18 protein-coding genes are annotated in these 20,776 nt (G+C 72.2%); 15 read left to right on the top strand and 3 right to left on the bottom strand.

Translation table 11 applies throughout. From position 1 onward, the window contains the following. Positions 1–106: 106 nt before the first annotated feature. The 7 genes from ABZ911_RS09925 (at position 107) to ABZ911_RS09895 (ending at position 6,189) form a co-directional block, all read left to right on the top strand. The gene (locus tag ABZ911_RS09925; RefSeq protein ID WP_358054027.1) at positions 107–754 is read left to right on the top strand and encodes an A24 family peptidase; all 648 of its coding nucleotides are present in this window, start codon (positions 107–109) and stop codon (positions 752–754) included. 48 nt (positions 755–802) lie between these two features. Next, positions 803–1,984, top strand: a complete 1,182-nt coding sequence (gene aroC / locus ABZ911_RS09920; protein WP_358053930.1) for a chorismate synthase — start codon at positions 803–805, stop codon at positions 1,982–1,984. Then, positions 1,984–2,484, top strand: a complete 501-nt coding sequence (locus ABZ911_RS09915; RefSeq protein ID WP_358053928.1) for a shikimate kinase — start codon at positions 1,984–1,986, stop codon at positions 2,482–2,484. Before aroC ends, ABZ911_RS09915 begins: the two co-directional genes overlap by 1 nt. Beyond that, a complete protein-coding gene (gene aroB, locus ABZ911_RS09910) occupies positions 2,477–3,565 on the top strand; it encodes a 3-dehydroquinate synthase (protein WP_358053926.1) in 1,089 nt (362 codons plus the stop codon). The genes ABZ911_RS09915 and aroB overlap by 8 nt, the downstream gene beginning before the upstream one ends. After that, positions 3,562–3,993 (top strand): type II 3-dehydroquinate dehydratase, encoded by a 432-nt coding sequence (gene aroQ, locus ABZ911_RS09905; RefSeq protein ID WP_358053924.1) that lies wholly within the window; start codon positions 3,562–3,564, stop codon positions 3,991–3,993. The genes aroB and aroQ overlap by 4 nt, the downstream gene beginning before the upstream one ends. 1 nt (position 3,994) lies before the next feature. Then, on the top strand, positions 3,995–4,753 hold the full coding sequence (locus ABZ911_RS09900) for an SGNH/GDSL hydrolase family protein (RefSeq protein ID WP_358053922.1): 759 nt from the start codon (positions 3,995–3,997) through the stop codon (positions 4,751–4,753). Between the two features lie 218 nt (positions 4,754–4,971). Next, the gene (locus tag ABZ911_RS09895) at positions 4,972–6,189 is read left to right on the top strand and encodes an MFS transporter (RefSeq protein ID WP_358053920.1); all 1,218 of its coding nucleotides are present in this window, start codon (positions 4,972–4,974) and stop codon (positions 6,187–6,189) included. An 84-nt stretch (positions 6,190–6,273) separates the two neighbouring features. Here ABZ911_RS09895 and ABZ911_RS09890 read toward each other — a convergent pair whose 3' ends face one another. Both ABZ911_RS09890 and ABZ911_RS09885 read right to left on the bottom strand, forming a co-directional pair. Then, the gene (locus ABZ911_RS09890; RefSeq protein ID WP_358053918.1) at positions 6,274–9,579 is read right to left on the bottom strand and encodes a BTAD domain-containing putative transcriptional regulator; all 3,306 of its coding nucleotides are present in this window, start codon (positions 9,577–9,579) and stop codon (positions 6,274–6,276) included. 181 nt (positions 9,580–9,760) lie between these two features. After that, positions 9,761–11,836 (bottom strand): ATP-dependent DNA helicase, encoded by a 2,076-nt coding sequence (locus ABZ911_RS09885; protein WP_358053916.1) that lies wholly within the window; start codon positions 11,834–11,836, stop codon positions 9,761–9,763. 196 nt (positions 11,837–12,032) lie between these two features. Between ABZ911_RS09885 and ABZ911_RS09880 the strand changes: the two genes are divergently transcribed. From ABZ911_RS09880 to ABZ911_RS09870, 3 genes are all read left to right on the top strand, one after another. Next, positions 12,033–13,130, top strand: coding sequence for a hypothetical protein (locus ABZ911_RS09880; RefSeq protein ID WP_358053914.1), 1,098 nt, complete (start codon positions 12,033–12,035; stop codon positions 13,128–13,130). A 139-nt stretch (positions 13,131–13,269) separates the two neighbouring features. Next, on the top strand, positions 13,270–13,422 hold the full coding sequence (locus ABZ911_RS09875) for a hypothetical protein (protein ID WP_358053912.1): 153 nt from the start codon (positions 13,270–13,272) through the stop codon (positions 13,420–13,422). Further along, on the top strand, positions 13,419–14,984 hold the full coding sequence (locus tag ABZ911_RS09870) for a Na+/H+ antiporter (protein ID WP_358053910.1): 1,566 nt from the start codon (positions 13,419–13,421) through the stop codon (positions 14,982–14,984). Before ABZ911_RS09875 ends, ABZ911_RS09870 begins: the two co-directional genes overlap by 4 nt. A 1-nt stretch (position 14,985) precedes the next feature. Here the strand turns inward: ABZ911_RS09870 and ABZ911_RS09865 are convergent, their stop codons facing one another. Next, on the bottom strand, positions 14,986–15,243 hold the full coding sequence (locus tag ABZ911_RS09865) for a UBP-type zinc finger domain-containing protein (protein ID WP_358053908.1): 258 nt from the start codon (positions 15,241–15,243) through the stop codon (positions 14,986–14,988). A gap of 121 nt (positions 15,244–15,364) precedes the next feature. On the opposite strand from ABZ911_RS09865, the gene ABZ911_RS09860 reads away from it, so the two are divergent. From ABZ911_RS09860 to ABZ911_RS09840, 5 genes are read left to right on the top strand one after another with little or no spacing between them, the layout of a single operon-like run. Continuing rightward, positions 15,365–16,150: an ABC transporter ATP-binding protein gene (locus ABZ911_RS09860; protein WP_358053906.1), complete on the top strand. Its 786-nt coding sequence runs from the start codon at positions 15,365–15,367 to the stop codon at positions 16,148–16,150. Next, on the top strand, positions 16,138–16,902 hold the full coding sequence (locus ABZ911_RS09855) for an ABC transporter ATP-binding protein (RefSeq protein ID WP_358053904.1): 765 nt from the start codon (positions 16,138–16,140) through the stop codon (positions 16,900–16,902). The genes ABZ911_RS09860 and ABZ911_RS09855 overlap by 13 nt, the downstream gene beginning before the upstream one ends. Then, entirely contained in the window at positions 16,899–18,746 is a 1,848-nt protein-coding gene (locus ABZ911_RS09850) for an AMP-binding protein (RefSeq protein ID WP_358053902.1), read from the top strand. The genes ABZ911_RS09855 and ABZ911_RS09850 overlap by 4 nt, the downstream gene beginning before the upstream one ends. Continuing rightward, positions 18,743–19,630 (top strand): branched-chain amino acid ABC transporter permease, encoded by an 888-nt coding sequence (locus ABZ911_RS09845; RefSeq protein WP_358053900.1) that lies wholly within the window; start codon positions 18,743–18,745, stop codon positions 19,628–19,630. The genes ABZ911_RS09850 and ABZ911_RS09845 overlap by 4 nt, the downstream gene beginning before the upstream one ends. Then, positions 19,627–20,766 (top strand): branched-chain amino acid ABC transporter permease, encoded by a 1,140-nt coding sequence (locus ABZ911_RS09840; protein WP_358053898.1) that lies wholly within the window; start codon positions 19,627–19,629, stop codon positions 20,764–20,766. Before ABZ911_RS09845 ends, ABZ911_RS09840 begins: the two co-directional genes overlap by 4 nt. The last annotated feature ends 10 nt before the right edge of the window (positions 20,767–20,776 follow it).

Raw genomic sequence — 20,776 nt, 5'->3', positions numbered from 1 at the left:
CTTCACCCTTTAGAAACGCAACGTTCACTGAGGGCGGCTTCCGTATGGCGGCAAAATGCCAGGTCGGAGGACATGAGGGCAGGTCGCGGGCTATGGTCGAGACGTGATGTTGATCGCTGCGGTCATGGTCGTGGCGTTCGTCATTGGGATTTACGTGCGGACGTTCGCCACCGCCTTCGAGGAGTACCCGCCCGACGCCTGGGCCGAAGCGCGAGCCGCCGTCCGGCGGACGCTGCGCACGCCGCCAGTGCCCGCCCTGCCGCCCGTCGTCGAAGTGACCACGGCGCTGGCCTGCGGCCTGGTCGCCTGGCGGGTCGGCCCGGTCTACCTGCCCGCCCTCCTCTACGCCGCCGTGGCCGGGGTCGCCCTGGCCGTCATCGACTGGCGGACTTCCAGACTGCCCGACGTGATCACCCTCCCCTCCTATCCCGTCCTCGCCCTCCTGCTGATCCCCACCGGCGAACTGCCCCGGGGACTGCTCGGCGGGCTGGCGCTGGCCGGGCTCTACGGGCTGCTCTGGTTCGCCAGGCCGAGCGCGATGGGCCTCGGCGACGTGAAGCTGGCCGGGCTCATCGGCATGGTCACCGGCGCGCTGGGCTGGGACACCTGGGTCTTCGCCGCCATCGCCGGGCAGCTCTGCGGCGCCGTCTACGCCATCAACCTGCTGGTGGTGAAGAAGGCGGACAAGAAGACGGAATTCCCGCTGGGGCCGTTCATGCTGATCGGCGCGCTGGCCGCCGTCTGTCTCGCTTGATGAACACCGCGGCCATCGCACCCGGCCGCACATGGAAGACTTGTCAGCATGTTGCGCTGGTTGACCGCCGGAGAGTCCCACGGCCCCGAACTCGTCGCCATCATGGAGGGCCTGCCCGCAGGCGTGGAGGTGACCACGGCCGCGATCGACGAGGCGCTGCGCCGTCGCCGCCTCGGCTACGGCCGCGGCGCCCGGATGAAGTTCGAGCAGGACCAGGTGGCCATCGTCGGCGGCGTCCGCCACGGCCGCACGATGGGCAGCCCGATCGCCATCCGCGTCGGCAACACCGAGTGGCCCAAGTGGGAGCACGTCATGTCGGCCGACCCGGTCGATCCAGCGCTGCTCGAAGGCGTGGCGCGCAACGCGCCCAGGTCCCGCCCCCGCCCCGGCCACGCCGACCTGGCCGGCATGCAGAAGTACGGCTTCGACGACGCCCGCCCCGTGCTCGACCGGGCCAGCGCCCGCGAGACCGCCGCCCGCGTCGCCCTCGGCGAGGTCGCCAGGCGCTTCCTCAAGCAGGCGCTCGGCGTCGACATCGTCAGCCACGTGGTCTCCATCGGCGGGGCCGCCACCGCGAGCGACGTACTGCCCGGCCCCGGCGACCTGGCCAGGGTCGACGACGACCCGGTCCGCTGCGCCGACGCCGAGGGCAGCGCCGCGATGGTCGCCGTGATCGACAAGGCGCACAAGGACGGCGACACCCTCGGCGGCGTCGTCGAGGTCCTCGCCTACGGCCTGCCGCCCGGCCTGGGCAGCTACACCCACTGGGACCGCCGCCTCGACTCCCGCCTCGCGGGCGCGCTGATGGGCATCCAGGCGATCAAGGGCGTCGCCGTCGGCGACGGCTTCGAGACCGCCAGGCGCCCCGGCTCCCGAGCCCACGACGAGATCGAGTACACCACCGAGGACGGCGTCAAGCGCGTCACCAACCGCGCGGGCGGCGTCGAGGGCGGCATGACCAACGGCGAGATCCTGCGGGTCAGCGCCGCCATGAAGCCGATCTCCACGGTCCCCAGGGCACTGGCCACGATCGACGTCAAAACCGGCGAGGCGGCCAAGGCGCACCACGAGCGCTCCGACGTCTGCGCGGTCCCCGCGGCCGGCATCGTCGCCGAGGCGATGGTCGCGCTGGTGCTGGCCGACGCGGCGCTCGAGAAGTTCGGCGGCGACTCCGTGGAGGAGGTCGCCCGCAACCTGTCCGGCTACCTGTCATCGATGGTGATCAAGTGATGAAGGCCGTGCTGATCGGCCCGCCCGGCTCCGGTAAGACCACGCTCGGCCGCCTGCTGGCCCAGCGGCTCGGGGTCGCCTTCCGCGACACCGACGCCGACGTCGAGGCCGTCGCGGGCAAGCCGGTGAGCGACATCTTCGTCGAGGACGGCGAGGAGCGCTTCCGCGAGCTCGAGTCCGAGGCGGTGCGCCGCGCGCTGGCCGAACACGACGGCGTGCTGTCGCTCGGCGGCGGCGCGATCCTCGCCGAGGCCAACCAGGCCCTGCTCGGCGGCCACCCCGTCGTCTACCTCCAGGTCGGCCTCCCCGACGCGGTCCAGCGGGTCGGGCTCGGCTCGGCCAGGCCGCTGCTGGTGCTCAACCCGCGCAGCCAGCTCAAGAAGCTGATGGAGGAGCGCCGCCCCATCTACGAGCGCCTCGCGACGATCACCGTGGTGACCGACGGCCGCGAGCCCGCCGAGCTCGCCGACGAGATCCTGAAGGGACTCGGCCATGAGTGACGGGCGGGCCGCCACCAGGATCACCGTGCGCGGCGACAGCCCCTACGACGTGGTCATCGGGACCGGCGTGCTGGGCGAGCTGCCCGGCCTGCTCGGCCCCGGCGTGCGGACGGTCGCGGTGATCCACCCGGCCGGGCTGCCGGAGATCTCCCGCCCGGTGTGCGGCGCGCTGTCCGACGCCGGGTTCGACGTGGTGGCGCTGCCCGTCCCCGACGGTGAGCGGGCCAAGAGCGTCGAGGTCGCGGCCGGCCTCTGGTCCGCCCTCGGCCGGTACGGCGTGACCCGCTCCGACGCCGTCGTCGGCGTCGGCGGCGGCGCGACCACCGACCTGGCCGGCTTCGTCGCCGCCACCTGGCTGCGCGGCGTCAAGGTCGTGCTCGTCCCCACCACGCTGCTGGCCATGGTCGACGCGGCCGTCGGCGGCAAGAACGGCATCGACACCCCCGAGGGCAAGAACCTGGTCGGCACGTTCCTGCCGCCCGCAGGCGTGCTGTGCGACCTGGCCACCCTGCCGTCCATGCCCCGCCAGGACTACATCGCCGGGCTCGCCGAGGTGATCAAGGGCGGTTTCATCGCCGATCCGGCCATCCTGCTGCTGATCGAGGACGACCCGGAGGGCGCCACCAGGCCCGAGGGCGACCACACCCGCGAGCTGATCGAGCGCAAGATCCAGGTGAAGGCCGACGTCGTCGGCGCCGACCTGCGCGAGGCCGGGCTGCGCGAGGTCCTCAACTACGGCCACACCCTGGCGCACGCCATCGAGCGCGCCGAGCAGTACCACATCCGGCACGGCGAGGCGGTGGCCATCGGCATGGTCTACGCCGCCGAGCTGTCCCGGCTCGACGGGCGGATCGGCGCCGACCTGGTCGAGCGCACCCGCGCCGTCCTCACCTCGGTCGGCCTGCCCACCGCCTACCGCAAGGACGCCTGGCCGCGGCTGCGCGACCACATGCGACTGGACAAGAAGAACCGCGGCGCCAGGCAGCGCTTCGTCGTCCTCGACGGGCTGGCCAGACCCGGCCGCCTCGAGGACCCGTCGGAGGAGCTGCTGGAGGCCGCCTACGCCGAGGTGGCACGATGATCTACGTACTCAGCGGCCCCAACCTGCGGCGCCTCGGCATCCGTGAGCCGGACGTCTACGGCTCCGACACCTTCGAGGACCTGGCCGACCTGTGCCGGGCGACCGGCCGCGAGCTTGGTCTGCACGTCGAGGTGCGGCAGACCGACGACGAGGCCGAACTGGTCGGCTGGCTGCACGAGGCGGCCGACGGGAAGATCCCCGTGGTGCTCAACCCGGCCGCCTTCACCCACTACTCCTACGCGCTGCGCGACGCCATCGCCCAGCGCACCGCGCCGCTGGTGGAGGTGCACATCTCCAACCCGGCGGCCCGCGAGGAGTTCCGGCACACCTCGGTGGTCGCCGCCGTGGCCACCGGGACGATCGCCGGCTTCGGGCTCCGGTCGTACGTGCTGGCGCTCCGGGCGATCGCGGAGATGATCGAGAAATAGCATGGCGCACTACCGTTCCTTCGTCGCGCTCGGCGACAGCTTCACCGAAGGCCTCAACGACCCCGGAAAGGACGGCCACTTCCGCGGCTGGGCCGACCGGGTCGCCGAACGGCTCGCCGAGCTCGACCCCGCCTTCCGCTACGCGAACCTGGCCGTGCGCGGCAAGCTCATCGACCAGATCGTCGAGGAGCAGGTGCCGCAGGCCGTCGAGATGGCGCCCGGGCTGGTCAGCTTCTGCGCCGGCGGGAACGACCTGCTGCGGCCCGGGAGCGACCCGGACCGGATGGCCAAGAAGCTCGCCGGGGCCGTACGGCGGCTGCGCGGGAGCGGCGCCGAGGTGCTGCTGTTCACCGGCGTCGACCCGCGCGACACCCCGCTGATGCGCCGCATGCGCGGCAAGTTCGCCGTCTTCTACCTGCACGTGCGCTCCATCGCCGACCTGTACGGCTGCCGCGTGGTCGACCAGTGGTCGATGCAGGCCATCCGCGACTGGCGGGCGTGGAGCGAGGACCGCCTGCACATGAACGCCGAAGGCCACCGCCTGGTCGCCGCCCGGGTGCTGGACGTGCTGGACGTGCCGTTCGACGACTCCTGGCAGTACGAGTGGCCCGCCCGCACGGTGGATCCGCGGGTGCGCCGCCGGGAGGACGCGCAGTGGGTGCGCGAGTTCCTGGTGCCGTGGGTCGCCCGCCGCCTGCGCGGCACCTCCTCGGGCGACGGCCTCAGCGCCAAGCGCCCTGACCTGGAGCGGTGGAGCTGAAGCCCGTCCCCTATATGCGGTGAATACCGGATCCATATCGGCCCTTCGTAGTGTGCTGATCAACAGCAACGAAGGGAGGTGCGACATGCACGATCGCGACTGGGACGCTCCGGAACACGACTGGAACTGACGATAACTCGCACCTTCCCGCCGCGCCGTTCAAGGCGGCCACGGGGAGAGGCACACGGGGAGATCTGACGGCCAGTGCGGGGGGACGCGTGGGGCAGGCGACGGGGTTCCGGCAGGTTTTCGCCAACGCCGAGTTCCGGGGGCTGTGGGCGGGGGCGTTGCTGTCAAGGGGCGGTGACCAACTCGCACGCGTCGCACTGGCCGTCATCGCCTACCAGCGCACCGGTTCGCCCGCGCTGACCGCCGTCGTCTACGCCCTGACGCTGGTGCCCGCCCTGCTCGGCGGGCCGCTGCTGGGCTGGCTCGCCGACCGGCACCCCCGACGCGAACTGATCATCACGTGCGACGTGATCAGGACGGTCCTGATGGGACTGGTCGCGATCCCGGGCCTGCCGCTGCCGGCGCTCTGCGCGCTGGTCTTCGCCTCGCAACTGCTCGAGTCGCCGACCAGGGCCGCGCGCATCGCGCTGCTGCCGGACATCCTGCCCGCCGACGCCTACCCGACGGGGGTGGCGGCCAACCACCTGACCAGCCAGCTGCTCACGCTCATCGGCTTCGCGGGCGGCGGCCTCATCGTGGCGGCCGCGGGGCCGGGCGTCTCACTGGTGATCAACGCGGCCACCTTCGCCGCCTGCGCGCTGATCACCGCGCTGACGGTACGGCACCGCCCGGCGGCCGGACGGGACCGGGAGCAGTCCTGGCTCTCCGCCACCGGGGGCGGGTTCCGGCTGATCACGATCAGCCCGTCGCTGCGGGGGCTGCTCGGGCTGGCCCTGCTGGCCGGGTTCCACGTGATCCCGGAGGCGGTCGCCGTGCCGTACGCGGCCTCGCTGGGCAAGGGCGCCGTCGAGGCCGGGCTGCTGATGGCGGCGATCCCGGTGGGCAACGTGCTCGGGGTGTACGTGCTGACCAGGTTCGTGCCGCTGGAGCGGCGGCTGGGGGCGATGGGGCCGATGGCCGTCGCGGCGGCCGTGCCGCTGGTGGCCTCCCTGCTGCGGCCGGACTTCGTGGTGCTGCTGGTGCTGTGGACGGTGAGCGGGGCGTTCAGCGGCTACCAGGTGTCGGCCAACGCGGAGTTCGTCCGTCTCGTGCCGCAGGACCGGCGCGGCCAGGCGGTGGGGCTGGCCTCCTCGGCGCTGGTCGCCGTGCAGGGTCTGGGGGTCCTGCTCGGCGGCCTGCTGGTGGAGTGGGCCGGGCCGGCGGACGGGCTGGCGGTCGCCGGGATCGCGGGGGTGGCGGCGGGCATCCCGGCGGCCCTCGCCTGGCACCGGGCCAGGACCACCCAGGCGGCTAAACCGGTCGGCTAGCCGGAACCGATCGGAGGGTGGAACGCCTGGTCAGTAGGGGAACTGGTTGGCCAGGCGGGGCCGATGTGGGGGCGGGGCGGATGGCTAGGTTTCCCGTCTGATCGGGTCGGGGGTCGACGGGACGGGCTCGGCGAGAATGGCGTGTGCTTCGGTGGCCGTGATCAGGCCGATGTCGCGCAGAATCGACACGGAGTCCGTCCAGAGGGGGCGCGCCAGGTCCAGTCGGCCCTCCTCCTGCTCGATGCGGCCCAGCCCCCACAGGCACTCGGCCTCGCCGTACCGGTAGCCGCACTGCCTGATCAGTTCGAGCGCGGACCCGAAGCACTCGCGCGCCCCGGTGGTGTCGCCCTGGCGCCGGTAGGTCTCGGCCAGGTTGCCCAGCGCGGACCCGGCGCCGCGGGTGGCACCCAGCTCGCGACAGAGGGCCAGGGCGCGCAGCGAAGACTTGACGGAGTCGTCGAGGCGGCCGAGAGCGCGGTAGACGAGACCCAGGTTGTCGTGGATCTTCGCCTCCAGGCGGCGGTTGCCGAGCGCGGTGGCGATCTCCAGCGCCTCCTGGGCCCGGCCGAGCGCCTCTTTCAGGTGGCCGAGCCCGCGGTTGGGGGTGATCAGGTTGAACAGTGTGGAAGCCTCACGGTTCCGGTCGCCCAGCTCCCGCCACAGCGCCAGCGCCTGTTCGTACGACCGGCGCGAGGCGTCGTGGTCACCGAGCATCTGCGCGGCCACGCCGAGACCGCCGTGCGCGTGCGCCTGCCCCTCCCGGTCCCCGGAGGCCGAGGTGGCCCGCAGGCACACGGCCTGCAGGCCGCGCAGGTCCCGCCCCCAGCCGCGGTTGATGAACGGCAGCGTCATCACCCGGCTGATCTTGACCGTCGCGGCGTGCGCGGCCGGGACCGAGGCGAGCTGCCCGACCGAGGCGACCAGGTTCTCCCGCTCCCCGTCGAGCCAGGCGATGGCCGCGTCCCGGTCGGGCAGGTCCACGCCCGGACATTCCAGGGGGAAGTGGTCGAGTACCCCCTTGGCACCCACGTCGAGCAGGTCGGCGGCGCTGACCATGGTGGCCAGGTAGTGGTGGGCGGTCCTGCGCAGGGCCCCGGCGCGGGCCTCCTCGCACAGCTCCTCGAAGGCCAGCTCGCGGGCGTACAGGCGGACCAGGTCGTGCATCCGGTAGCGGCCCCGCCCCGCGTGCTCCATGAGCCCCGCCTCGACCAGGGTGTCCAGCGCGGACCTCGCCCGCTCCTGCGGCACGCGGGCCAGCGCGGCGGCGAGCGGCGGGGTGAGCGTGGTCGCGTCGAGCAGGCCGGCGTGCGCGAACACCAGCGCGCCCGGCGGGTCGCCGGGAAGCTGCTCGATGCTCACCGCGAAACTCGCCCGCACCGCCAGGTCGGCGTACGCGAGGGAGTCCAGGCGGGAACAGGCGGCGGAGAGCGGGACGGCCAGCTCGGCCAGCGACTGGCTCGGATGCGCGGCCATCCGGGCCGCGGTGATCCGTACGGCCAGCGGCAGGCGCTCGCACAGCCGGACGATCTCCCGCGCCGTCTCCGGCTCGGCCGCGACCCGGGCGGCGCCCGCCAGCCGGGCGAGCAGGCCGAGCGCCTGCTCGTCGTCCATGGGCCCCAGCCGCAGCGCGGTCGCGCCGTCGACGGTGGTGAGCGCGGGCCTGGCGGTGACGATGACCGCGCAGCCGGGCCCCGACGGCAGCAGCGGGCCGATCTGGGCCGCGCTCTCCGCGTTGTCCAGCAGGACCAGCAGCCGCCGCTCGGCCGTCAGCGTACGGAAGCGGCCCGCGGCCTCCGCCGTGTCCCCGGGAACCCGCGAGGCGTCCACCCCGAGCGACCGCAGGAACCTGCCCAGCACATCGAGCGGCTCCAGCGGCACCGCCCCAGGCGTGGACCCGCGCAGATCCACGTACAACTGCCCGTCGGGAAACGCCTTGGCGACCTGGTGAGCCGCGTGTACGGCGAGCGCCGACTTGCCCGTCCCACCACTCCCGGTGATCGCGACGATCGCCACCGGCCCGCCGGGACCACAGGTCAGCAGCTCCCCGAGGTGTTCGACCTCGGCGTCCCGCCCGGTGAAGGCCGGAGTCGCGGGCGGCAGCTCGGCGGGCACGGCCCAGACCTGCACAGGCACGCCCCCACCCTGGGACTCAGCGGAGTCACTGTCGGCCGGGATCCGAGCGGAGCCGGACGCGTCCGTGCCTTGGGCGGGATCGGGCGCGGTCGGACTTCGAGTGAGGTGAAGCGTCACTGGGCTGTGTGGGGAGCTCAGCGTGGCCGGGGTCCGGGTGGAGCTGTGGGGGGCCGAGCCGGGCATGCTCGAGGTTCGGGTGGAGCGGGGAGTGGCTGGGTTTCGGGTGGAACCGGGGGCGGCCAGGGTTCGGGTGGAACCCGGCGTGGGGTGGGCTCGGGTCGAGGCGGCGATAATGGTCGCGGGCGGGGCCGGGGGCAGCGCGAGGGCCGGGTCGTCGGCGAGCACCGCGCGTTCCATGCGGATCAGTTCGGGGCCCGGATCTATGCCCAGCTCCACGCTCAGCAGCTGGCGGCCGTCCCGGAAGGCCGCCAGCGCGTCGGCCCGGCGCCCCGACCGGTAGAGGGCGAGCATGAGCTGGGCCCGCGCCCGCTCGCGCAGCGGGTTCCCGGTGACGAACGCGGCCAGCTCGGCGGCGAGCTCTTGGTGCCGTCCCAGCGCCAGTTCCAGGTCGGCGCACTCCTCCATCAGGGTCAGGCGCAGCTCTTCCAGCCGCATGATCCCGGCGGCGAGCCCTGGGCAGTCCAGCCCCGCGAGCACCGGTCCGCGCCACAGCGCGAGTGCCTCGCGAAGCCCCACCGCGGCCTCGGCTGCCCGCCCGTCACGGGCCGCCGCCCGCGCGACCCTGATCCGCTCCTCCGCCGTCCGCGCATCCAGATACACCTCCCGCGCCGCGAACCCGCCGTCCCGCGCCGCGAGAGACCCGTCCTGTGTCTCGGATTCCCGGTCTCGAGCCCCGATCCCTCCGCGTTGTGCCGTGATCCCTCCGCGCCGTGTTCCAGCGCCCCCGCACTGCGCCCCAACCTCTTCGCGCTGCGCCGCAGCCTCTCCGTGCCGTGTCTCAGTCGCTCCGCGAGGCGTCGGGAGTCTCCTGTCGGGGCCGACCCGCAGCCGGTAGCCGTGGCCCACGGTTTCGATGATGTCAGGGTCGGCTCCGCCCGAACGCAGGGCTTTGCGCAGGACCGACACGGTGATCGCCACCTGGCCGCGTACCGAGGCGGGTGGGTCTTCGCCCCACACCGCGTCGACGAGCTGGCCCGGCGGCAACCCCCGCCCGCCGTCGAGGAGCAGGACCGCGAGCATGGTCGCGGGCCGCCGCCCGCCGATGCGGACCGGCCGGCCGCTGACTCTGACCTCCAACGGACCCAGAATTCCGAAGTCCACCCGAGCAGACGTCATGGCTCGTGAATGTAGCCCGGCACCCATGGCGAGGTCACGGGACTTCGGCCCGACCCGAAAGAGCCTGCTCAGCGCCACGCAGCTGACAACGAGCACGTCAACCCGGCCATAACCGCTCGTGGTGGTCCAGGGAGAGCTGGGCTCAGCTTTCGGTGGCGGTCAGGCGTTTGAGGGCGGTGCGGACCACGGCCGGGTCCGTGGTGCGCCAGAACGGTGGCAGGGAGCCCAGCAGGAAGCCGCTGTAGCGGGCGGTGGCGAGGCGGGGGTCGAGGACCGCCACCACGCCCTTGTCGTCCTGGGAACGCAGGAGCCTGCCCGCGCCCTGGGCCAGCAGCAGCGCCGCGTGGTTGGCCGCGACCGCCATGAAGCCGTTGCCGCCCTTGGCCACGACGTGCCGCTGCCGCGCGGAGGTGAGAGGGTCGTCGGGGCGGGGGAACGGCACCCGGTCGATGATGACCAGCCGCAGCGACGGCCCGGGTACGTCCACGCCCTGCCAGAGCGACAGCGTGCCGAACAGGCAGGTCGACTCGTCCTCGGCGAACTGCTTGACCAGCAGCATGGTCGAGTCGTCGCCCTGGCACAGCAGCGGCACGTCCAGCCGCTCGCGCAGCGCCTCGGTGGCGGCCTTTGCGGCGCGCATGGAGGAGAACAGCCCGAGCGTGCGCCCACCGGCCGCCTCGATCAGCTCGGCGATCTCGTCGAGGTACTGCTGGGGCAGCCCGTCGCGGCCCGGCTGGGGCAGGTGCTTGGCGACGTACAGGATGCCGGCGCGCGGGTGGTCGAACGGGGAGCCGACGTCGATGCCGGTCCAGCCGCGTCCGCGCCTGCTCTTCCCGTCCGCGCCCGAGCCCTCGCGCCCGCCCGTTTCGGCCTCTGAGCTCTCGCCGAGGCCCCACTGCCGGGCGAGGCCGTCGAAGGTGCCGCCGAGGGCGAGGGTGGCGGAGGTGAGCACCACGGTGCGTTCGCCGAAGAGCCGGTCGCGGAGCATGCCGCCGACGTTCAGCGGGGCCACCCGCAGGGCCGGGGGCCGCCGGTCGGTGCCGCCGTCGAGCCAGACCACCTCGGCCCGGTCGATCTCCGAGGCGTGGCCGTACGCCTCCAGCATGCGCACCGCCGTGTCGTGCACCTCGTCCAGCGCGGTGAAGGCCGCCTTGCGCTGCCCGGCCCGCTCGGGGTCGTCCTTGTCGGCGCCGCGCGGCCCCAGGGCGGTGACGCACCGCGCGGAGGTGTCGCGCAGCAGCGCCAGCGTCAGCCCGAGCACCTCGGGCAGCTCGTCGAGGCGTCCGGGCGGCGCGGCGGCCAGCAGCGCCTTGAGGTCCTCGCCCGCCTCCTGCAACTGGTCGGCGATGGGCTGCTCGATCAGCCTGCCCACCCGGCGTACGGCCATCGACACGCCGCTCTCGGACAGCTCGTCGGTCACCACCGACGTCACCCGGTCGACCAGTTCGTGCGCCTCGTCGACGACCACCACCTCGTGCTCGGGCAGCAGCGCGAACTCCTCCATCGCGTCGATGGCCAGCAGCGCGTGGTTGGTGACGACGACGTCGACCTCGCCGGCGCGGGCCCTGGCCAGCTCGGCGAAGCACTCCATGCCGCTCGGGCAGCGGGTGGCGCCCAGGCACTCCTTGGCGCTGACCGAGAACTGCCGCCAGGCCTGTTCGTTGACGCCGGGGACGAGCTCGTCCCGGTCGCCGGTCTGGGTCTCCTCGGCCCACTCCTGGATGCGCTGGACCATCCGGCCGGTGGCGCCGACCTCGCGCGGGTCGAAGAGCTGGTCGCCCTCGTCCTCTGGCCAGCCGGCGGTCGCCTTGTAGCGGCACAGGTAGTTGCGCCGGCCTTTGAGTATGGCGAACGTGGGCTCGTGCGGCAGCTCCTTGGCGAGCGTCTCGGCGAGCCTGGGCAGGTCGCGGTCGACGAGCTGGCGCTGCAGCGCGATGGTGGCGGTGGAGATCACGACGGGGCTGTCGGAGTCCATCGCGTGCCTGATCGACGGGACGAGGTAGGCCAGGGACTTGCCCGTGCCCGTGCCCGCCTGGACCGCCAGGTGCTCCTCCTCGTCGATGGCTCGCTGGACGGCTTTGACCATGGTGATCTGGCCTGGCCGCTCGCTCCCTCCGAGAGCGTTCACGGCCGCGCTCAGCAGGTCTTCGACTGGTGGGAGATGGGAGTCGGGCACAGCAGAAACCGTACCCGCTCCTGGAGGTGCCGATGGAGCCATCACTCAGACGCATACCGGTGTTCCGGCGCCTTTGCCGCATCTCGCGTGGCACACTGTCTGACGGAACCCGCCCAGGTCAAAGAAGATCTTCCCCTGGTGGCGCACGAGGCCCGAGGTGAGAATGAGAGTGCAGGTTCGGTAGGGTTTTCCGGGGTTGAGTGGACGAATAAAGGCTGGTTAAAGCAGTATGTCTGCCATGTCGGAAGTTGTCCCGTTGCCGTCGTTCGGCGAAGTGTTCTTCGATGCACGAGGTCAGGAGCGGTGTCTCCGGGTCACGTGGCACGAGGGCACCCTGGTCCTCAGCCTGTGGCGAGGGGAGATGTGCACCGGCAGTTTCCGCATGCCGATGGACGATGTCGGGCGCCTGCTCGACACCCTCGAAGACGGGTTCTCGGAGGCGTCGGGAGAGATCCCCGCGCCGGAGCCGGAACCGGTCGCCGCGGAGTATCCGGGCACCGGCCAGTACCACCGCCCGCCGCCCATCGAGCCCGAACCTCCCGCCCGGCCGCAGCACGACGACCGCCCCACGGCTGCGCTGTCGCCCAACGACGTCCTGGTGGCCAGGGGCGCGCCCGCCCAGCCCGACAAGCTCGTGGCCTCGTTCGGCGAGCAGCCGCGCGAGACGCTGATCGGCCCCGACGGCGTGCCGTACGGCCGGACGCAGCCGGTGGAGCCGCAGGGCCAGGGCGGCGCCGGGCCGGTCTACCAGATGCCGCCGCAGTCGACCGACCCGCTCGGCTTCCCCATGCAGCCCGCCGACCCGTACGCGTCGGTCCACCCCGACCCGTTCGCCACCCAGCAGCACCAGTCCTACCAGCCGCCGCCGCAGCACCAGGACCCGTTCGCGCAGCCGCACCAGTCCGACCCGTACTCCACCTCCCCGCAGCAGCCCAACCCGTTCGCCGCGCGGTCGGACGTGTTCACGCCGTCGTCGCAGCAGCAGCCGTACCAGTCCGATCCGTTCGCCGCGCAGCCGCAGCAGCCCGACCCGTTCGCGCCGCCGCCCCGCAGCGCGGTCAGCCCCGCGCCGGGCCTCGGCACGCCCATGCACGGCATTCCCGGCGCCGGGCGGCGTTCGGCGGCGCCCGTCCAGGAGCAGCACACCCAGCCCCAGGACCCCTACCAGCAGTCCTACCCGCAGGGCCAGGTCAACCCGGCCGACCCGCTGGGCCTCGGCGGCCCGTCCGAGCCCAGCATCTCCCGCCCGTACGTCGGCGACCAGCTCTTCGCCACCGGTGAGCGGTTGCGTCCCGAGCAGCACTACGAGGAGAGGAACGACCGCCGGGAGTGGTGAGCGGGTAGCGCGCAGAAGCGGCGAAGATCGCTTTCGTCCGGATCGGCGCATTATCTGCGGGCGTGCGTAGGGCTCTTGCGCCACGCACGAGGGCGCCATCGGCTGGTTCCGCTTCCGGCGAAGCGGGGAAGGCTGGCGGGTGTCGGCGGCGTTCGTACCGACCAGGATCACCGCGGGGCCGCCGATCCGGTTGCGGAACGCCGCCACCGACCCCCGCCTGCGCGGCACGCTGCGGACGATCACCAGGATTGTGCGCTCTCTGGGAGAGCATGTCCCTGTGGAGGGCGAGTGAACGCGACGACGGGGCTGCACTGGCTGCTCATCGCCGGTGGGGCCATCGCGGTCGCCGCCGTGGCCAGGCGCAGGGGGTGGCCTGCCCCGCTGATGCTGGTCCTGGCGGGCCTGGCGGTCTCGCCGCTGCTGCCGCCGTACGCGCTCGACCCCGAGCTCATCCTGTTCGTGTTCCTGCCGCCGCTGCTCTACTCGGCCGCACTGGACAGCTCCTACCTGCGGCTGCGCGACGTCAAGCGCGCGGTCGCGCTGCTGTCGATCGGCCTGGTGCTGTTCACCACGGCCGTGGTGGGTCTGGTCGTGCACCTGATGCTGCCCGACCTGAGCCTGGCCGCCGCGTTCGCGCTCGGCGCGATCATCGCGCCGCCGGACGCGGTGGCGGCCGTCGCGGTCGGCCGCCGCCTGGGCCTGCCGCGCCGGACGCTCACCATCCTGGTCGGCGAGAGCCTGTTCAACGACGCCACCGCGCTGACCGCCTACCGGGTGGCGATCGGCGCGGCCGTCGGCGGCACCGTGGAGACGCTGCCCGCGCTGGGCGAGTTCGTCTACGCGGCGCTGGGCGGCGTGCTCATCGGGGTGGCGCTGGCGCTGGTGTTCGGCTGGCTGCTGGAGCGGGTGCGCGACCCGCTGGTGGAGAACACGGTGATGCTGCTCATCCCGTTCGCCGCCTACCTGGCGGCCGAGTCGGTGCACGCCTCCGGCGTCATCGCGGTGGTGATCGTCGGGTTGTACCTGGGCAACCGCATGCACCGCACGGGGTTCGGCACCAGGCTGGTCTCCGACGCGGTCTGGCGGGTCACCGACTTCTTCCTGGAGACGATCGTCTTCGCACTGATCGGGCTGCAGCTCTACCCGATCGTGACCGGTCTGCACGGCTACGGGGCGGGGGAGATCGTCTTCTATGTCCTGGTGGTCTTCGGGGTGACGGTCCTGGCCAGGTTCGTGTGGGTCTTCGCCGCGACCTACCTGCCGTGGCTGCTGGTACGCGGCGACCCGCCGCCGTGGCGGGACACCGTGGTGATCGGCTGGGCGGGCATGCGCGGCGTGGTGTCGCTGGCCGCCGCCTTCGCCATACCGCCCGGTATGGCGGACCGCGACCTGCTGCTCTTCCTCACCTTCACCACGGTGATCGGCACCCTGCTGGTGCAGGGCCTGTCGTTCCCCATGCTGATCAGGCGGCTGAAGGTGTCCGCCGAGCGGGAGCAGTACGAGGACGACCTGGCGGAGGCCGCGGCGCAGCAGGCCGCGGCCCAGGCCGGCCTGGAGCGGCTGGAGGAGGTGCTGGCCCGCGACGGCGTCGACGAAACGCACGTCGAGGTGATCGAGCAACTGCGCGCCAAGTCGGCCCGGCGCGCCCTGACCGCGTGGGAGCGCCTGGGCGGCGGCACGGGCCAGGGCGGCGCCGAGACGCCGAGCGCGATCTACCGGCGGCTGCGCCGCGAGATGCTGGAGGCCGAGCGGGAGGTCTTCGTCCGGCTGCGCGACGAGCGCAGGCTGGAGGACGAGGTGCTCCGCCGGGTGATGGCCGACCTCGACTTCGAGGAGGCCATCCTGGAGCGCTGAGTCAGCCCATCACGTTGTCGAGGTAGCACCAGCGCCAGGTCTCACCCGGTTGGTAGGACTGGATCACCGGATGCTTCTCGTGGACGGAATGGGCCGTCGCGTGCTTGTTCGGCGAGGAGTCGCAGCAGCCGATGTGGCCGCAGTCCAGGCAGCGCCGCAGGTGGACCCAGCGTCCGCCGATGGCCAGGCACTCCTCGCACCCTTCAGGAGTACGGGGCGGCGGATCGCCCGCGCCGAGAATATGCTCACAGATTGCCATACAGGCAACTCTACGATTAGAGCAACATTCCAATTCGGGTGCGCCTATTGATCGAGCGCTTGGTTTCAGTGGACTCTGTCGTCATCGGGGGTGACGTAGGCCACAGTCACCAGGAGTCCGCGTGCTTGAGGTCCGCAACCTCGAGGTCGTCTACGACGACGTGATGCTGGTGCTGCGCGGGGTCAGCCTCACGGTGCCGCCCGGCGCGATCGTGGCCCTCCTCGGCGCCAACGGCGCGGGCAAGACCACCCTGCTGCGCGCCCTGTCCGGCCTGCTCGGCGTACACGACGGCGAGATCACCAAGGGGTCGGTCACGCTGGCGGGCCGCCCGATCCACCACCTGCGGCCCGCGCAGATCGTCCGCGGCGGCGTCAGCCAGGTGATGGAGGGGCGGCGCATCCTGGCCGAACTCACCGTCGAGGAGAACCTCAGGGTCGGCGCGCACACCGCGCCCGGCGAGGCCGCCGCCAACCTCGACCGCGTCTACGGCCTGTTCCCGCTGCTGAAGGAGCGGCGCAGGGCGGTGTCCGGCTACCTGTCGGGCGGCGAGCAGCAGATGCTCGCCGTCGGCCGCGCGCTCATGGCCGGACCCTCCTACCTGCTGCTCGACGAGCCCAGCCTCGGCCTGGCGCCCGCCCTGGTGGCGCAGATCCGCGACCTCATCGTGGAGATCAACCGCCAGGGCACCACGGTCCTGCTGGTCGAGCAGAACGCCACCATGGCGCTGTCCATCGCCGGCCACGGCTACGTGATGGAGACCGGCAAGATCGTCATGGACAAGCCCGCCGCCGAATTCCTCGCCGACGAGGACATCAGGGAGTTCTACCTCGGGCTCGGCGCCGAGGGGGCGGCCAAGTCCTTCCGTGAGGTCAAGCACTACAAGCGGAGGAAACGGTGGCTGTCCTAGAGGTGGCGGACGTCCGGCTGTCGTTCGCCGGGGTCCAGGCGATCGACGGCGTCTCCTTCGACGTACGGCCCGCCGAACTGTTCGCGCTGATCGGCCCGAACGGCGCGGGCAAGACCTCGATCTTCAACGTGCTGTCCGGCGTCTACCGCCCCCAGCAGGGCAGCGTCCGCTTCCTCGGGGCGGACCTGCTGGCCAAGCCCCCGCACCGGATCGCCGCGATGGGCCTGGCCCGCACCTTCCAGAACGTGGAGCTGTTCCACAACCTGACCGTCCTGGACAACCTCATGCTCGGCCGCCACCACCACTTCCGCTACGGCGCCCTGGCCGCCTTCCTCTGTTACGGCCGAGCCAGACGCGAGGAGCTCGCCGCCCGCGCCAGGGTCGAGGACGTCATCGACTTCCTGGAACTGGAGGCCTGGCGCCGACACCCCGTGCGGCTGCTGCCGTACGGGATCCAGAAGCGGGTCGAGCTCGGCCGGGCGCTGGCGATGGAGCCCAAGCTGCTGCTGCTCGACGAGCCGGTCGCCGGGATGAACCTGGAGGAGACCGAGGACATGGCCAGGTTCGTGCTGGACATCCGCGACGAGCTCGACATCCCCGTGGTGCTGGTCGACCACGACATGGGACTGGTGATGGACCTGGCCGACCGGGTGCTGGTGCTCGACTTCGGCCGCCCGGTCGCGCTGGGCACACCCGCGCAGGTGCAGCGCGACCCCAAGGTCATCGAGGCGTACCTGGGAGGTGCGGCATGAGCGTCGTACGGGAGCACACCGCCACCGAGACCATCGCGACCAGGGTGCGGCGCAGGGCCGGGAGCACGCCGGGCGCGGTCGCCCTGCGGCACAAGGACTTCGGCATCTGGCAGGAGGTGACCTGGTCGCGGTACTGGACGAACGTCGAACTGGTCGCGCACGCGCTGCTCGCGCTGGGCGTCGAGCCGGGCGACCGGGTCGCGGTGCACTCCGAGAACCGCCCCGAATGGCTGTACGCCGACCTCGGCGTCACCGCCGTCCGGGCCGTCACCGTCGGCCTCTACCCGACCAACCCGCCCGCCGAGGTCGCCTACCTGCTGGCCCACTCCGGGGCCAGGATCCTCATCGCCGAGGACCAGGAGCAGGTCGACAAGGCGCTGGCGGTCATCGGCGAGTGCCCGGCACTGGAACGCGTGGTCTACCTCGAACCGCGTGGCCTGCGCGGCAGGTACGCCGACCCCCGGCTGATGTCCTGGCCCGACCTGCTGGCCCTGGGCAGGGCCCACCGCGCCGAGCATCCCGAGGCCGTCGAGCGGCGACTGGGCGAGACGCTGCCCGGCGACGTGATGACGCTCATCTACACCTCCGGCACCACCGGACCGCCCAAGGGCGTCATGCTCACCGTCGCCAACGTCGAGTTCGCGGTGCGGACCCTGGTCGAGGGCGGCGGCTTCACCTCGCCGCCGCCGTGCGAGAAGGACCTCATCGTCTCCTACCTGCCGCTCTGCCACGTGGCCGAACGGGCCTTCACCGTCTGGTTCAACGCCGCGGCCGGCGTGCAGGTGAACTTCGCCGAGTCCATCGAGACCGTCCAGGCCAACCTGCGCGAGGTGCAGCCCACCATCCTGTTCGGCGTCCCGCGCATCTGGGAGAAGGTCCTCGCCGAAGTCGACATCAAGCTCGGCTCCGCCTCCCCGCTCAAACGCACGGTCACCCGCTTCTGGCTGCGGCTCGCCGACCGGATCGGCGACACGCTCGCCCGCACCGGCGGCGCCCACACCCCCGCCACCCGGCTGCTCTACGCGCTCGGCTGGGTGTTCTGCTACCGCTCGCTGCGCGAGCGCCTCGGCATGCGCCGCGTCCGCTACGCGGCCTCCGGCGCCGCCCCCATCGCCCCCGGCGTGCTCAAGTTCTACATGGGCATCGGCATCGCCATGCACGAGGTGTACGGCATGAGCGAGAACACCGCCGTCGCGACCGCCAACCGTCCGGGCCGGGTACGCCTCGGCACGGTCGGCGAGCCGCATCCCGGGGTCGAGGTGGTCGTCGACGAGACCACCGGCGAGATCCTGACCAGGCATCCCGGCACCTTCGCCGGATACTGGCGCGACCCGCGCGCCACCGCCGACGTGCTCGGCCCCGACGGCTGGCTGCACACCGGCGACGTCGGCGAGTGGCAGGGCGAGCACCTGCGGATCACCGACCGGATGAAGGACATCATCATCACCGCGGGCGGCAAGAACGTGGCGCCCAGCGAGATCGAGAACGCGCTGAAGGCGTCGCCGTACATCAAGGAGGCGGTGGTGATCGGCGACCGGCGGCCCTACCTGGTGGCGCTGGTCGGCATCGAGCTCGACACCGTGGGGGAGTGGGCGCGCCGGGGCGGGCTCAGCTACACCACCTACCGCGACCTGTCGGACAAGCCGGAGACCCGGGCGCTGGTGCAGGGCGTCGTCGACGCCGTGAACGAGCGTTTCGCCCGGGTCGAGCAGGTCCGGCGGTTCGCCTTCCTGCCCAAGGAGCTCGACCACGAGGACGGCGAGCTCACCGCCACCCAGAAGGTCAAGAGATCGGCCGTCGCCGCCCTGTTCGAGGAGCTCGTCGAAGGGATGTACCGCCGTTGAAGGGCCTGCTCGAGTCGGTCATCCGCGGGCTGGGCAACGGGTCGATCTACGCCCTGCTGGCCCTCGGCTTCGTGATCATCTACAAGGCCACCCGGGTGATCAGCTTCGCCCAGCCCGCGCTGATGCTGGCGGGCGCGGTCGCGGTCAGCTACCTCGCCGAGGTGACCGGCTTCCTCCCGGCCGTCCTGCTGGCCGCGCTGCTGATCGCTGCGGTGGCGCTCGGCATCGAACGGGTCGCGATCAGGCCCATGGTCGGCCGCCCGGTGTTCGTGGTGGCCATCATCACGCTCGGCATCGACGTGGTGGTCCGGGTCGTGGTCAACGCCCTCATCGGCAGGGACGTGCGGCAGATGCACGACCCGTGGGGCTTCTCGCTGGTGGAGTTCGGCGGCCTGGTGGTGCAGCAGCGCTGGCTGGCCATGCTCGCCACCACGGCCGTGCTGGTCGGCCTGCTGTACGCCTTCTTCCGCCACACCCGGTACGGCCTGGCCATCCGGGCCGCCGCCTTCGACCAGGAGACCGCCCTGGCCCAGGGCGTCTCGGTGGGCATGGTGTTCGCGCTGTCCTGGGGGCTGGCCGGGTTCCTGGCCGCGATCGCCGGGATGTTCGTCGGCACCGGGCAGGGCATCGAGCAGCTCACCTGGATCGTCGCGCTGAAGGCGCTGCCCGCGATCATCGTCGGCGGGCTGGACTCGCTCGGCGGCGCGGTCGTCGGCGGGCTGACCATCGGCGTGGTCGAGTCGCTGTTCCAGAGCTACCAGGGCGAGGTCGCGCCGTGGCTGGGGCAGAACTTCGCGGTGGTCACGCCGTACGTGGTGATGCTGGTGGTGCTGCTGGTCAGACCGTACGGGCTGTTCGGGACGCGGGAGGTGGAGCGGGTATGAGCGAGTCCGGCGTACCGACCGGCCGGTCTCGGCGGCCGCGCGGACGGCCGCTGCTCTACACCTCCTACGCCCAGGACATGGCGCTGCTCGACACCCGGGCCAAGCGCGGCTGGACGCTGGCGCTGGTCGTGCTCGCCTTCGCGCTGTCGGCGGTGCTGGTCGACCGTTCCCTGGAGGTGCTGGCCGGGGCGTACGTCCTGGCCATCGGGGCGATCGGCCTCAACATCGTCACCGGCTACGCGGGCCAGGTCTCCCTCGGCCACGCCTTCTTCGTGGCCATCGGCGCCTACACCGGCGCCGCCCTGTCCGGCCCGGCGGACGGCAGGACGCTCGGGTACGGCCTGACCGAGATCTGGATCTGGCTCCCCGCCGCGGGCCTGGTCGCCGCGCTGGCCGGGGTGCTGGTCGCCCCGCTGGCCACCCGGCTGCGCGGGCTGTACCTGGCGATCGTCACGCTCGGCCTGGTCTTCCTCGGCGAGCACGTCTTCAAGGAGTGGGACCACCTCACCGGCGGCCCCGGGGTCGGCCGCCCGGCGGCGGTGCCGGTGCTGTTCGGCGTGCCGCTGCACGAGGACGGGCCGCTCGGCACTCGGGAGCAGGCGCTCTACCTGCTGATGCTGGTCCTGCTCATCGTCTTCGCGGTCGCCGCGCGCAACCTGGCCCGCTCGCGGGTCGGCCGGGCGTTCATGGCCATCCGCGACCGGGACATCGCGGCCGAGGTCATGGGCGTGCCGCTGACCCGCTACAAGGTCCTCGCCTTCGGCATCTCCTCCTTCTACGCCGGGTGCGCGGGCGCGCTGCTCTACAGCATCACCGGTTTCGTGGAGCCCGGCTCGTTCAGCCTGCTGATGTCGGTGCAGTTCATCGCCATGGTGCTGATCGGCGGGGTGGCGACCGTCTCGGGGGCGATCGCGGGCGCGCTGTTCATCTCGCTGCTGCAGCCGCTCACCCGGGCGCTGCCGTCGCTGCTGCCGTTCATCAGCGCCGACACCACCCAGACGCCCAACGTCTTCCAGGTGGAGACGGTGCTCTACGGACTGCTGATCATCCTGTTCCTCGTCTTCGAGCCGCGCGGCCTGTTCGGGATCTGGATCCGCGTGCGCACCTACTGGAAGAGCTGGCCTTTCTCCTACTAGAGAGGATTTC

Source organism: Nonomuraea sp. NPDC046570 (assembly GCF_040645915.1).
Taxonomy (GTDB): domain Bacteria; phylum Actinomycetota; class Actinomycetes; order Streptosporangiales; family Streptosporangiaceae; genus Nonomuraea.
Note: the sequence above shows the minus strand (reverse complement) of the source record. Positions and strands in the feature narration are given on the sequence as shown.

Bases quoted from the DNA above. Each gene is read 5' to 3' on its own strand.
- ABZ911_RS09925 (WP_358054027.1), top strand. From the start codon at position 107: ATGTTGATCGCTGCGGTCATGGTCGTGGCGTTCGTCATTGGGATTTAC.
- ABZ911_RS09840 (WP_358053898.1), top strand. From the start codon at position 19,627: ATGAGCGAGTCCGGCGTACCGACCGGCCGGTCTCGGCGGCCGCGCGGA.
- ABZ911_RS09915 (WP_358053928.1), top strand. From the start codon at position 1,984: ATGAAGGCCGTGCTGATCGGCCCGCCCGGCTCCGGTAAGACCACGCTC.
- aroC (WP_358053930.1), top strand. From the start codon at position 803: ATGTTGCGCTGGTTGACCGCCGGAGAGTCCCACGGCCCCGAACTCGTC.
- aroB (WP_358053926.1), top strand. From the start codon at position 2,477: ATGAGTGACGGGCGGGCCGCCACCAGGATCACCGTGCGCGGCGACAGC.
- ABZ911_RS09885 (WP_358053916.1), bottom strand. From the start codon at position 11,836: ATGGCTCCATCGGCACCTCCAGGAGCGGGTACGGTTTCTGCTGTGCCC.
- ABZ911_RS09880 (WP_358053914.1), top strand. From the start codon at position 12,033: ATGTCGGAAGTTGTCCCGTTGCCGTCGTTCGGCGAAGTGTTCTTCGAT.
- ABZ911_RS09850 (WP_358053902.1), top strand. From the start codon at position 16,899: ATGAGCGTCGTACGGGAGCACACCGCCACCGAGACCATCGCGACCAGG.
- ABZ911_RS09865 (WP_358053908.1), bottom strand. From the start codon at position 15,243: ATGGCAATCTGTGAGCATATTCTCGGCGCGGGCGATCCGCCGCCCCGT.
- ABZ911_RS09900 (WP_358053922.1), top strand. From the start codon at position 3,995: ATGGCGCACTACCGTTCCTTCGTCGCGCTCGGCGACAGCTTCACCGAA.
- aroQ (WP_358053924.1), top strand. From the start codon at position 3,562: ATGATCTACGTACTCAGCGGCCCCAACCTGCGGCGCCTCGGCATCCGT.